The organism is Streptomyces globisporus (assembly GCF_003501885.1).
In the GTDB taxonomy this organism is placed as follows: Bacteria; Actinomycetota; Actinomycetes; order Streptomycetales; family Streptomycetaceae; genus Streptomyces; species Streptomyces globisporus_D.
The window spans coordinates 1-12,706 of sequence record NZ_QWFA01000213.1; the positions used below are offsets into that span (position 1 = coordinate 1).

At 70.3% G+C, this 12,706-nt stretch carries 13 protein-coding genes; 8 read left to right on the plus strand and 5 right to left on the minus strand.

Features of this window, described 5'->3' with window-relative positions:
• The 7 genes from D3105_RS29040 to D3105_RS29070 form a co-directional block, all read left to right on the plus strand.
• A partial coding sequence (locus D3105_RS29040) for a hypothetical protein (RefSeq protein WP_206272943.1) occupies nt 1–449 on the plus strand: 449 nt, incomplete at its 5' end.
• Between the two features lie 254 nt (nt 450–703).
• Nucleotides 704–2,479: a MarR family transcriptional regulator gene (locus tag D3105_RS29045; protein ID WP_118905924.1), complete on the plus strand. Its 1,776-nt coding sequence runs from the start codon at nt 704–706 to the stop codon at nt 2,477–2,479.
• 90 nt (nt 2,480–2,569) lie between these two features.
• Nucleotides 2,570–3,487 carry a bifunctional DNA primase/polymerase gene (locus tag D3105_RS29050; RefSeq protein ID WP_118905925.1) on the plus strand — a complete coding sequence of 306 codons (918 nt, stop codon included), beginning with the start codon at nt 2,570–2,572 and terminating at the stop codon, nt 3,485–3,487.
• Nucleotides 3,484–3,831 carry a hypothetical protein gene (locus tag D3105_RS29055; protein ID WP_240647062.1) on the plus strand — a complete coding sequence of 116 codons (348 nt, stop codon included), beginning with the start codon at nt 3,484–3,486 and terminating at the stop codon, nt 3,829–3,831. The genes D3105_RS29050 and D3105_RS29055 overlap by 4 nt, the downstream gene beginning before the upstream one ends.
• The gene (locus D3105_RS29060) at nt 3,828–5,039 is read left to right on the plus strand and encodes a DUF3631 domain-containing protein (protein WP_118905927.1); all 1,212 of its coding nucleotides are present in this window, start codon (nt 3,828–3,830) and stop codon (nt 5,037–5,039) included. Before D3105_RS29055 ends, D3105_RS29060 begins: the two co-directional genes overlap by 4 nt.
• A 181-nt stretch (nt 5,040–5,220) precedes the next feature.
• Nucleotides 5,221–5,448 carry a helix-turn-helix transcriptional regulator gene (locus D3105_RS29065; RefSeq protein WP_118905928.1) on the plus strand — a complete coding sequence of 76 codons (228 nt, stop codon included), beginning with the start codon at nt 5,221–5,223 and terminating at the stop codon, nt 5,446–5,448.
• Between the two features lie 75 nt (nt 5,449–5,523).
• A complete protein-coding gene (locus D3105_RS29070) occupies nt 5,524–6,783 on the plus strand; it encodes a tyrosine-type recombinase/integrase (RefSeq protein WP_118905929.1) in 1,260 nt (419 codons plus the stop codon).
• A 195-nt stretch (nt 6,784–6,978) separates the two neighbouring features.
• Here D3105_RS29070 and D3105_RS29075 read toward each other — a convergent pair whose 3' ends face one another.
• From D3105_RS29075 to rpsB, 5 genes are all read right to left on the minus strand, one after another.
• Nucleotides 6,979–8,076, minus strand: coding sequence for a phosphatidate cytidylyltransferase (locus D3105_RS29075; RefSeq protein WP_118905930.1), 1,098 nt, complete (start codon nt 8,074–8,076; stop codon nt 6,979–6,981).
• Nucleotides 8,076–8,633, minus strand: coding sequence for a ribosome recycling factor (frr, locus tag D3105_RS29080; protein ID WP_006127917.1), 558 nt, complete (start codon nt 8,631–8,633; stop codon nt 8,076–8,078). Before frr ends, D3105_RS29075 begins: the two co-directional genes overlap by 1 nt.
• A 122-nt stretch (nt 8,634–8,755) precedes the next feature.
• On the minus strand, nt 8,756–9,532 hold the full coding sequence (gene pyrH / locus D3105_RS29085) for a UMP kinase (protein ID WP_118905931.1): 777 nt from the start codon (nt 9,530–9,532) through the stop codon (nt 8,756–8,758).
• Nucleotides 9,533–9,693: 161 nt separating this feature from the next.
• Nucleotides 9,694–10,530, minus strand: coding sequence for a translation elongation factor Ts (gene tsf / locus D3105_RS29090; RefSeq protein WP_006127914.1), 837 nt, complete (start codon nt 10,528–10,530; stop codon nt 9,694–9,696).
• Nucleotides 10,531–10,762: 232 nt separating this feature from the next.
• Nucleotides 10,763–11,671 (minus strand): 30S ribosomal protein S2, encoded by a 909-nt coding sequence (gene rpsB, locus D3105_RS29095; protein WP_019766411.1) that lies wholly within the window; start codon nt 11,669–11,671, stop codon nt 10,763–10,765.
• Nucleotides 11,672–11,993: 322 nt separating this feature from the next.
• Between rpsB and D3105_RS29100 the strand changes: the two genes are divergently transcribed.
• The coding region (locus D3105_RS29100; RefSeq protein ID WP_133305720.1) for a M23 family metallopeptidase at nt 11,994–12,706 on the plus strand (713 nt) is incomplete at its 3' end.

A 12,706-nucleotide genomic window follows, 5' to 3' on the forward strand; every position in this document is an offset into this window, starting at 1 on the left:
GCCATACAGGTCCCCCCGGGCGGAGCTCCACCGCGCCGCCCGCCCCCACCACCGGCACGGTGCAGCTCCGCACCGAGCAGGCCGGGACGGTCGTCTACGTCCCGGGCCCGGACGGGGTCATGGTTGCCGTGCTCCGCGAGCACCTGCCCACCACTCCAGCCGTCTACCAGCCGCGTGACCTGACCCCGCAGCCGCTGTTCGACCCGCGCGCCCAGCGCATCGCCGCCGGCGGACTGCTGGCCGGTGGTGCCGGGTGGGGTGCTGGTCAGCTCCTCCTCGGTGCCGGTCAGCTCGTCAGCGCCGCCGCCGGTCTCGGGTCGCTCATGATGTGGGCCGCCGTCGCCGTCGTCGCCTCCCGCATCGGGTCCGTCGTCCTCGGTGGCGGGCGACCGGCGACGGTGCATCACACCACGGTTCACAACCGGTGGTTCGGCCGCTCCACCCACTGAACCCGCCCAGCGCCCCGCAGGCGCGTCGGACCCCCTTCCAGGTGGGTTGAGACCCCCCGGCCCCTGTTCGGCCGCCAGGACCCCCGTAGCGACGCAGGGTGACGGAAGTTTCCCGCCTCGCGCGCACACGCGTAGGGGCCCCGTCGGAAACCAGGAAACCGGAAACTCCACTACTCCGCGTACACACACCCGCGTGTGAGGGCGGGCCAAGCCGGGCCCGCCCCCACCGACTCATAGCCCTTGGAGAGGAACCCGTGAGTCACCCATCAGCCTGGCAGACCCACCGCCAGTACGCAGCCACCGCCGCCCGCTGGACCGCCGACCGCTGGTCCAAGGAATCCGACCGCCGCCGCACCCTACGAGCCACCCGAAAGCCGCTCGTCCGCGACGCCCGCGCCGCTCTCGCACAGGCGCAGGCCACCGACCCCCAGAGGGTCACCTCTCTCGTCCACCGCGCAGAACGCGAACTCGCCACCGCCAAGCGGCGCGTGCCCGACCCGATGTGGCTGTTCGCCGCCAAGGCCGCGCTCGTCACCGCCGCGACCGGGTACGTGGGGCTGCCGCTCGTCCCGGGCCGGGTGTGGATGTGGGCGGCCGTCGCCGTGAGCGTCGCCGTCGTCGGGACGATCCTGTGGGCACTGCTCCACCGCCCCGCGGCTTCCCCGATCGAGCCGACCGCCGAGGAACGCGACCTGCTCAAGCGACTCCAGCCCGAGCACTGGCGCGAGCACGCCGAACAGCGCGGCCTCGCCGGGACGCTGACCGGCCGGCCGCGCCTGACCGAGTCCGGGATCGTCGTCGCGGTCCGCCTCGACGGCCAGTGGACCACCACCAAACTGCGCGGATCCGAGGACCACATCCGCGCCCTGCTCGGTGCCCGCACCGGGCTGCGGTTCCAAATCAAGGCCGGGAAGCAGGGCGGCTGGGCCGAACTGACCCTGCGCACCCGCAGCGCCGCCGACGGCGACGACCTCCTGTGGGCGCCCGAACGGCGCTCGCTCGGCATCGACACCGTCACCGGCGAACACGTCACCGTCCCCCTGGGCGAGCGGCTGCTGATCGCGGGCCGGTCCGGGGCGGGCAAGAGCGTCGCGTCCCGCCCGCTCCTGTTCGACGCGTCCGAGGGCGACACGAACGCGCTGGTCATCATCGACCTCAAGCGCGTGGAAGGCCGGTTGTGGGACCACCGGGCCCGCGTCGCCTCCACCCCCGAGGACGTCATCGCCGTGGTGGACGAGGTGGAAGCCGAGATGCACGACCGGCTCAACGTCCTGCCCAAGGGACAGGACACCTGGGGCCCCACACCCGACCGGCCCCGCATCACCGTCGTCGTCGACGAGGGCGCGGAAGTCGTCACCGCCGCCGACAAGGTCCCCTTCCCCGAGGAGGACGGCGACGGGAAGACGAAGGTCCGCACCCGCAGCGCGCTGCCGGGTCTGGAGTCGATCGCCCGCATGGGCCGGGCGGCGTGCATCGACCTGTGGTGGATGACGCAGAAGCCCACCATCGGCGACGGCGTCCCCAAGCAGATCGCCCCGCAGATCAGCACCTCGATCTGCCTCGCCGTCCGCACCCCCGCCGAAGCCCGCGTCGTCCTCGGTGAGGACGCACAGGCCAAGGGCTGGAACGCCGACGAACTCCCCGCCCCCGGCGTCGCGCTCATCCGCGACGGCAAGCGGGGCCCCGACCCGGTCAAGGTCCGCTACATGGACAAGGCCGTCGTCATCGCCCTCCCCGACCAGCCCATCTGGTCCCGCACCACCACACCCACCGCCACCGCCACCGGGGCACCGACGCTCACCCTCGTGAAGCCCACCCCGGCCACCCCGGTCGTGGCGGCCGTGGACGGAACGGACGCCCGGATCCTTGACGCGATCGAGACCGCCGGAACACCGGTACGGCAGAAGGACTTGGCCGAGACCACTGGGCTGTCCAAGGGGACGGTGTCCAAGGCCGTCAAGCGCCTCACCGACACCGGCCACATCACCCGCCAGCCGGACGGCGGACTCACCGCCGACAAGGCCGCCTGACCAAACCAACTGATGAGGGCGGCCCCCGTCTCGCCAAAGCCGGGGCCGCCCTCGTCCAGAAACCCACTCACGAGAACTGGAGACACCAGCATGACCCAACCGACCCTGATCCGGCGAGTGCCGGACGCGGCCTTACGGGCCTCTGCGCTGGCTGCGGCCGAGCGAGGGTGGCGCGTCTTCCCACTCCGCCCCGGCGACAAGCGCCCCGCCCTTCACGGCGAGAGCGCGTGCCCCGGCACCGGTGACTGCGCCAGCGGTCATCGGAAGTGGGAGCAGCGGGCCACCACCGACCCCGACCGCATCCGCAAGGCGTGGTCGGCGGGGGCGTTCAACGTCGGGATCGCCACGGGCCCGTCTGGGCTGGTCGTGGTGGACCTGGACCCGGTCAAGGACAAGGACCCAAAAGGAACGCCTGACGGCGTCACTTCCCTGCAAGCGCTCTGCGAGCGCGCCGAGCACACCGTCCCCGCCACCTACCGGACCCGGACCGCGAGCGGTGGATACCACCTGTACTTCACCGCCCCCGGTGGGGTCCGGCTCGGCAACAGCGCGGGCAGGCTCGGCACGCACATCGACACCCGCGCCCACGGCGGATACGTCGTCGCCGCCGGAAGCGTCCTTCCGCACGGTGCGTACGAGGTGGTCGACCCCACCGAGCCCGTACCACTCCCGGAATGGCTGTACGCGCCCCTGACGCCCCGTCAGGCCGTCCGGGGTCTGATGGCTGCACCCATGCCGGTTCGGGCCTCCCGGTACGCCGCAGCGGCTCTCAGGGCCGAAACAGCGGCCGTCGCGGGGGCTGGGGAGGGCGTACGGAACTGGACGCTGGTTCGGGCCGCCCGCGCTCTGGGGCGGTTCATCCCGTCCGGCGACCTCGCCCGCAGTGAGGTAGAAGCGGCTCTTAATTCGGCGGGATTGCGGGCCGGACTCCGCGAGAACGAGTGCAGGGCCGCCGTGACCAGCGCTCTGAACTGGTCCATCGCCAACAACCCGGGGCGGCCGGCATGACCACCGCCCCGAATCCCCGCCTTAAGAGCCTGCCTGCCACCCCGAGCACCCCGCAGGCCGCCAACGTCGCCGTAGCACGGATGACCGGTGGCGAGCCGAAAGGCGTCGCCGAAGGCGTCCGCGTTGCTGTTCGCCCTGACCCGCACGCGGTCACGGTGACCGGCATCCGCCCCGGCCTGGTCGTGCGAGGGCTCGGCCGCAACCAGATCCCGGCCGCCGACTGGCTGTGCGCCTGCGGCCACCACGAACGCGCCCGGGGCCGCAACGCCGTGACCGAGCTGACCACCCGCGCCCGCGTCGACCACTGCCCGCACACTGAGCAGCACCGGAGGAAAGCCGCATGAACACCCCCAACTCGCAGCCTGCCGTGCCCATCGACGGTGCGGCGCTGCTGAACGAGGTGGAAGCCTTCCACCGCCGCTTCAACGTCTTCCCCCGGGAAGCCGCCTACGTTGCCGTGGCGTTGTGGGACGCGCACGCGCACCTGCTGGACGCGTTCGACTCCACCCCCCGTCTCGCCTTCCTCTCCCCGGAACCCGGTTCGGGGAAGTCCCGGGCGCTGGAGGTGGTGGAGACCCTGGTCCCGCGCCCCATGCTCGCCGTGAACGCACGGGCCGCAGCTCTGTTCCGGTCCGTCTCCGACCCCGCCGGACGGCCCACGATCCTGTTCGACGAGATCGACACCGTCTTCGGCCCCAAGGCCGGAGACAACGAGGAGCTGCGCGGCTTTCTCAACGCCGGTCACCGCCGCTCCGGGGTCACCTACCGATGCGTCGGGGACGGGGGCAATCAGACGGTGGTGGAGTTCCCCTCCTACACCGCCGTCGCGGTCGGCGGTCTCGGCTACCTGCCCGACACCATCACCACCCGCTCCGTCATCATCCGCATGCGCCGCCGCGCACGGAACGAGACGGTGGAGCCCTTCCGGGCCCGCCTCCACGAGGCCGAGGGGCAGGCGCTGCGGGAACGGCTCGCCCAGTGGGCCGACACCGTGCGGGAGGACATCGCGGGCCGGTGGCCGCAGATGCCCGACGGTGTCAGCGACCGGCCCGCAGACGTGTGGGAACCGCTGCTGTCCGTCGCGGACGCCGCCGGGGGCGACTGGCCCGAACGCGCCCGCACCGCCTGCCTGGAGCTGGTCAATGCCGCCCGCGCCGACGACAAGGGATCTCTCGGCATCCGGCTGCTCACGGACCTGCGGGACCACGTGATGGCAGGCATCGACCGGATGCCGACCGTCGCAATCCTCGACCGGCTCTGCGCCCTGGACGAAGCACCGTGGGCCGACATGAGCGGGCGCCCGCTCGACTCCCGGGGCCTGGCCAAGAAGCTGGGTGAGTACATGACCAGCGACAACACCCCGGTCAAGGCCCGCAATATCAAGACCGCCGGGACAGTCCTCAAGGGCTACTACGCCCTCGATCTCCACGACGCCTGGCAGCGGTACTGCCCCCCACCCCCCTCAGAAGCCGCTACCTCCGCTACCTCCGCTACCGCGCAGGTCAGCGCCCCGGAAACGGTAGCGGCAACCCTCTTCCCCTCCGCTACCTGAGCGCTACCCGCTACCGGCCACACCTCGTCGTAAGGCAGGGCCGGTAGCGGCATCCATCCGCTACCGCTACCCCATCCGCTACCACAAACAAGCCCCTGACCAGGGCGGTAGCGGAGGTAGCGGAGGTAGCGGACCTGACAGGAAGGGGCCCCGCCCCGAACCCGCCGTCCAGGAGACATCCATGGCAGCCGCAATCACGGCGACGCTCCGCGCTGGACTCCCCGATCGCTACCTGACCCCCGAGGACATCGCCGCCCTCCTCACCGTCCCACTTGAAACCGTCTACGCCTGGCGCAAGAAGCGCACCGGCCCGCCCGGCTTCCGCATCGGCAAGCACCTCCGCTACGACCCCACCGCTGTCCATGCCTGGATCAAGGCGCTCACCGAAGCCGAGCGCGACGCGGCCTGACCCGCACCACAACCACTCACAGGGGCGCGACCACCACCGGTCGCGCCCCTGCCGCATCCCCGACTGGAGCACCCTGTGGCCGGCCACATCCAAGACCGCTGGTACAAAACCGAACCCGGGCCCGACGGAAAGCCCTGCCGCGTCAAGAGTGAGCGATACGGCATCGGCCTCCGCTACCGCGCCCGCTACGTCGGCCCCGACGGCACCGAGAAGTCCAAGTCCTTCCCGGACCGACAGAAGCGACTCGCTGAGAACTGGCTGACCAACGTCGCTTCCGACATGTCCCGAGGCCAGTACATCGATCCGCGCGCAGCCCGGGTCACGTTCAAGGGCTACGCCGAGAAGTGGCTCAAGGCACACAGCGCGGACCTGTCGAGCCAGATCGTCACCGAGCAGCGGCTACGCCTGCACGCCTTCCCCGTCCTCGGGTCGCGCCCGCTCGACTCCTTCCGGCCGGAACACCTTCGCGACCTGGTGAGCGCCCTTGAGTCCAACCCGGGCGTGAGCGGGGCGTACGCGCGCAACATCTACGGCGACGTTCGAGCCGTACTGAGTGCGGCCGTGGACGACGGTCTCCTCCCCCGCAACCCGTGCTCCGCGAAGTCCGTGCGCCCGCCATCGGTCGAACGGCGGCGGGTCATCCCATGGCTGCCCTCACAGGTTCAAGCGGTCCGCCGAGCCCTTCCTGAGCGCTACCGGACCATGGTGGACACAGGCGCTGGCTGCGGTCTTCGGCAAGGGGAAATTGTGGGACTCGCTGAGGACGCGGTCGATTTCGAGGCTGGCATCCTGCGGGTCGTCCGGCAGGTGAAGCTCATCCAGGGCAAGGCCGTGTTCGCCCCACCGAAGTGCGGCAAGGAGCGAGACGTCCCGCTCCCGTCCTCGGTGGCCGAAGCCCTGCGAGCGCACATGGACAACTGCAAGCCGGTTGAAGTCACCCTGCCGTGGCGGAAGCCTGACGGCCCGAAGGTGACGGCACGCCTCCTGTTCACGAACACCGCATCCGGAGTCGTCTGGCGGAGCAACTTCAACATCCAGGAATGGAAGCCCGCCATCGCGCTGGCTGGCCTCATCCCTAGCGCCCTGGACGGGAAGTACGAATCCGCCCGCGAGCACGGCATGCACGCGCTCCGGCACTTCTACGCGTCGGTGCTGCTGGACGCTGGCGAGAGCATCAAGGCGGTCAGCCAGTACCTTGGGCACACCGACCCCGCACTCACGCTGCGGGTGTACGCGCACCTCATGCCGTCCAGTCAGGAGCGCACCCGGAACGCCATTGACGGGCTGTTCCTGTCCGCCTCCGACGGGCCTGACGGCCCAGAGACGGCCCAGTAGCACACGAACGGCCCCTGACCAGCACTAAACGTGCTGGTCAGGGGCTGTTCGCTGCCGGATCGCCGCCAGTTCTCCGGGCTTAGGCATGGTTCATCCAGTGTCGCAGACATACGGGTGAGGGCCCGCCGCCCTGTGGACGACGGACCCTCACTCGTGGAACGTGCAGGTGGGACGGGGTCCCGGGGTGCCGTGGGGTCAGCCGGAGCCCACGAACAGCACCAGCAGCAGCCATACGACCGGTGCGGTCGGCAGGAGCGAGTCCAGCCGGTCCATGATGCCGCCGTGGCCGGGGAGCAGGGTGCCCATGTCCTTGATCCCGAGGTCCCGCTTGATCATGGACTCGCCCAGGTCGCCGAGGGTGGCGCTGCCCGCGACCGCGAGGCCGAGCAGCAGGCCCTGCCACCAGGCGCCGTCGTCGATCAGGAACTCCATGCAGAGCGCGCCGGCGACCATGGCGAAGGCGACCGCGCCGAGCAGTCCCTCGCGGGTCTTGCCGGGGCTGATGCGCGGGGCGAGCTTGTGCTTGCCGAAGCGCCAGCCGACCGCGTACGCCCCGGTGTCGCTGACCACCGTGAGGACGAGGAAGGTCAGCACCCGCCACGGCCCGTCGTCCGCCGTCAGCAGCAGGGCGACGAAGGTGGCCAGGAACGGGACGTAGAACGCCGCGAAGACCCCGGCGGTGACGTCCTTGAGGTAGCCCTCAGGTGGTTCGGTCATCCGCCAGACCAGCACCGCGAGGGCGGTCAGGGCCATGGCGACCCAGGCGCCCTCGGGGCCCCGGGCGTAACCGGCGACGACCATCGCGGCTCCGCCGACGGCCAGCGGGATCAGGGGCGCCTTGATGCCCTTGCGTTCCTGGAGGCGGGAGGTGAGCTCCCACAGGCCGACGACGACGGCGATCACTATGACGCCGATGAAGACGGCCTTCACGATGAACAGCGAGACGCCAATGACGGCGCCGAGACCCACGCCGACCCCTATGGCGGCGCGCAGATCACGCCCCGCGCGCTTCTTCTGCGGCGGGGACGGCAGCGGGGTGGACATGGGCTCCTGCGGCATCTCGTCACGGAACAGGGGGCCGCTGATGAGCGCGGCGCCCCCGTCCCGGTCGTCGCGGCTCTGCGGCTCTGCGTCTGCGTCTCTACCTGCGTCGGGAACGTCCGGCACAATGGGCATGGGCCGAGTCTGCTGGGCGCCGTGCACATCGTGGGCAGGACCCGCCGGGGCAGCCCTCATCTCGGGCGTGCCCCAGTAACCGGCTCCTTGCGGGGCGCCCCAGGAAGAGTCGTTCATCAGACTTCGAGCAGCTCGGCTTCCTTGTGCTTGAGCAGCTCGTCCACCTGCGCGACGTACTTCGCGGTGGTGTCGTCGAGCTCCTTCTCGGCGCGGCGCACCTCGTCCTCGCCGGACTCCTTGTCCTTGACGAGCTTGTCGAGGTTCTCCTTGGCCTTGCGGCGGATGGAGCGGATCGAGATCTTGGAGTCCTCGGCCTTGGTCTTGGCGACCTTGATGTACTCCTTGCGGCGGTCCTGGGTGAGCTCGGGGAAGGTCACCCGGATGATGTTGCCGTCGTTGCTCGGGTTGACGCCGAGGTCGGAGTCGCGGATCGCCTGCTCGATGTTGCGCAGCGCGGTCTTGTCGAACGGCGTCACGACGGCCATCCGCGGCTCGGGAACCGAGAACGAGGCCAGCTGGTTGATCGGGGTCAGCGCGCCGTAGTAGTCGGCGACGATCTTGTTGAACATCGCCGGGTGCGCGCGGCCGGTACGGATCGCGGCGAAGTCCTCTTTCGCGACGACAACGGCCTTCTCCATCTTCTCCTCGGCCTCGAGGAGGATTTCTTCGATCACCACGTGCTCCTGCGTGTCTTGGGTGGGCCCGGCGTCGTCATCGCCGCGCCCTGCGGGTCCTGCGTCGCGTCCTCACCTGCACGGTGTCCGACCGGCAGGCCGTTGTCCATCCTGGGGGGCCGTCAGGCCCGGGTGCTCGCGTCGCTCACGAGCGTGCCGATCTTCTCACCCTTGACCGCGCGAGCGATATTGCCCAGGGCGGTCAGCTCGAAGACGAGGATCGGCAGCTTGTTGTCGCGGCAGAGCGTGATGGCGGTGGCGTCGGCGACCTTCAGATCGCGTGCGATCACCTCGCCGTACTCCAGTGCGTCGAACTTCACCGCGCCGGGGTTGGTCTTCGGGTCGGAGTCGTAGACCCCGTCCACACCGTTCTTCCCCATGAGCAGCGCCTCGGCGTCGATCTCCAGGGCGCGCTGCGCGGCGGTGGTGTCGGTGGAGAAGTACGGCATGCCCATACCGGCGCCGAAGATCACCACGCGCCCCTTCTCCAGGTGCCGTACGGCACGGAGCGGGATGTACGGCTCGGCGACCTGGCCCATGGTGATGGCCGTCTGGACGCGCGAGTCGATGCCTTCCTTCTCCAGGAAGTCCTGGAGCGCCAGGCAGTTCATGACGGTGCCGAGCATGCCCATGTAGTCGGACCGGGCCCGGTCCATGCCGCGCTGCTGGAGCTCGGCACCACGGAAGAAGTTGCCTCCTCCGATGACCACCGCGATCTGGGCGCCGTCGCGGACGACGGCGGCGATCTCGCGGGCGATGGTGTGCACGACGTCGGGGTCGACGCCGAGACCGCCGCCGCCGGCGAATGCCTCACCGGAGAGCTTCAGCATGAAGCGCCCGGAACCCTTGTCGTCGTCGCGCTTGTCGTCGGCCTGAATGGCGTCCGCGCCCTTGTCCATGGAAATTCTCCTCGTGCACATACGAAGAAGGCCATTGCCGGTGGGTCTGGTGTCCCTACAGCGGCAATGGCCTCCTCGTCAGATCTGCGGTCGTCCGGCGTGGGTGCGGCCGTCGACTGCACCAGACCCTATCGGGTCCGGTGCTGTTCGCCCGGACGGACTCAGATGCCGACCTTGATGCGCGAGAAGCGCTTCAGGGTGACACCGGCCTCGTCCAGAACCTTCTGGACGGACTTCTTGGCGTCCAGCGCGTACGGCTGGCCCAGGAGGGTGGCCTCCTTGAAGAAGCCGTTGACCCGACCCTCGACGATCTTCGGGAGGGCGGCCTCGGGCTTGCCCTCGGCGCGGGTGGTCTCCTCGGCGACGCGGCGCTCGGCCTCGACGACCTCGGCCGGGACGTCCTCGCGGGACAGGTACTTCGGGGCGAAGGCGGCGATGTGCTGCGCGATGCCCTTGGCCAGCTCGGCGTCGGCCTTGTCCAGCTCGACCAGAACACCGATCTGCGGGGGCAGGTCGGGCATGGTGCGGTGCATGTACACGGAGACGTACTCGCCGGTGAACTGCGCGAAGCGGTCCAGGACGATCTTCTCGCCGAGGTTGGCGTTGGCCTCGTCGACGTACGCCTGGACGGTCTTGCCGGGCTCGATCTCGGAGGCGAGGAGCGCGGCGATGTCGGCCGGGGAGGTCGCGGCGACGTGCGCGGCGAGCGTGTTGGCGACGGCCTGGAACTTGTCACCCTTGGCGACGAAGTCCGTCTCGCACTTCAGCTCGAGCAGAACGCCGGACGTCTTGTCCTCGGAGATGAGGGAGACGACGGCGCCGTTCTCGGCGGAACGGCCCTCGCGCTTGGCGACGCCCTTCTGGCCCTTGATACGGAGCGCCTCGACGGCCTTGTCGACGTTGCCGTCGGCCTCGTCGAGCGCCTTCTTGCAGTCCATCATGCCGGCGCCGGTGAGCTCGCGGAGCTTCTTGACGTCAGCGGCGGTGTAGTTCGCCATGAGTCTGTATGTCTCTCTCGAAGTCTGAAAGATCTACGGGTGAACGGCGGGGGCGACGCTCGTGGCGTCGGCCCCGCCGTTCGCCGGTGAGCTCGCGGAGCTTCTTGACGTCAGCGGCGGTGTAGTTCGCCATGAGTCTGTATGTCTCTCTCGAAGTCTGAAAGATCTACGGGTGAACGGCGGGGGCGACGCTCGTGGCGTCGGCCCCCGCCGTCAGAAGCCGTGACGGGTGTCAGGCCTGCTCGGCGTCCGCGGCCGGAGCCTCGGCCTCGGCGACGGCCTCGGCCGGCTTCTCGGCGTCGGCGACCTTCTCGGTCTCGGCGGAGGACTGGACCTCGGCGGCAGCCGCGGTCTCGTCCTTCTTGTCGCCCTCGAGCAAGTCGCGCTCCCACTCGGCGAGGGGCTCGCCGGCGGCCTTCTCGCCCGGCTTCGAGTCACCGGTGGCGGCACCGGAGCGGGCGATGAGGCCCTCGGCGACGGCGTCGGCGATCACGCGGGTGAGCAGGGTGACGGAGCGGATCGCGTCGTCGTTGCCCGGAATCTTGTAGTCGACCTCGTCGGGGTCGCAGTTGGTGTCGAGGATCGCGACGACCGGGATGTGGAGCTTGCGCGCCTCACCGACGGCGATGTGCTCCTTCTTGGTGTCGACGATCCAGACGGCGCTGGGCACCTTCTGCATCTCGCGGATACCACCGAGGGTCTTCTCCAGCTTGGCCTTCTCGCGCGAGAGGACCAGGAGCTCCTTCTTGGTGAGGCCGGAGGCGGCCACGTCCTCGAAGTCGATGAGCTCCAGCTCCTTCAGGCGCTGGAGGCGCTTGTAGACGGTGGAGAAGTTGGTGAGCATGCCACCGAGCCAACGCTGGTTGACGTACGGCATGCCGACGCGCGTCGCCTGCTCGGCGATGGCCTCCTGGGCCTGCTTCTTCGTACCCACGAACATGATGGAGCCGCCGTGGGCGACGGTCTCCTTGACGAACTCGTAGGCGCGGTCGATGTACGACAGCGACTGGAGCAGGTCGATGATGTAGATGCCGTTGCGCTCGGTGAAGATGAAGCGCTTCATCTTCGGGTTCCAGCGACGGGTCTGGTGACCGAAGTGGACGCCGCTTTCCAGCAGCTCCCGCATCGTGACGACGGCCATGGCCGTACTCCTTGAGGTACTCGGTTATCGCGACCGCAGGTTTGCGTTCGCGCCTGACGCCCCGACGCGCCGTGCCACGAGGGACCGAGGAGCGCGGCCACCTCCGAGAAGAGGGAGGTGGCGGGGCGTGCGAAGTCGACCCGGTGACCCGGATCGCCGTAAGAAGTGTACGGGACCGGCTGAGTGCCGGGTGACGGCGATACCCAGGGCCAGGTGACGGCGGCGCCACGATCGGGTGACGAGGATGTCCACAACCGGTGAGTAGTCCACAGGAACGGTCCATGATCCCCGGAGTCCCGGCCTCCGGGACATCGTTGCGGACATGCGCCATTACCCCGGCCCACGTCGCTCCCCCGCCCACCGCCCCCTGCTGCCGCTCCTGCTCCTGGGGCTCCTGCTGTACGTGCTGCTTCCGCCCGGTCCGGCCGGGCTCACCGGGCCACCCGTGCCGACCGGGCCGGGCACAGCCGCTGTGCCGACCGGGGCGTCGGCGGCCCTCCCGGGTGCGGATGCCGACGTGGACACGGACGGCCCGGGCGCGGAAGCCGGGGACCGGAGCTGGCCGCTGGCGGGGAGACCGGCGGTGTTACGGGGGTGGGAGCCGCCCGCCGGTCCGTACGGGCCCGGCCACCGCGGCGTGGACCTCGCGGCGGGGCCAGGTGCCCGGGTGCTGGCGGCTGCCGACGGCCGGGTGTCGTTCGCGGGGCGGGTGGCGGGACGCGGGGTGCTCGCCATCGAGGTGGCCGGGAGCGGTTCGCCACCGCTGCGCACCACGTACGAGCCGGTGCGGTCGCTGGTCGAGGAGGGCGCGCCCGCGCGCGCGGGGCGGCCGGTCGGGGTGCTGGAGGACGGGCCGTTCCACTGCGCGGCGGGCTGCCTGCACTGGGGGCTGCGGCGCGGGGACGCCTATCTGGACCCGCTCTCGCTGCTGCCGCCCGGACTGCTGCGGAGAGGGCCTTCGCGGTTGCTTCCGGTGTTCGGGGTGCCGGAGGCGGGGTCCGGGGAGGAGTCGGGGTCCGGGGCGCGGTTTCGGGA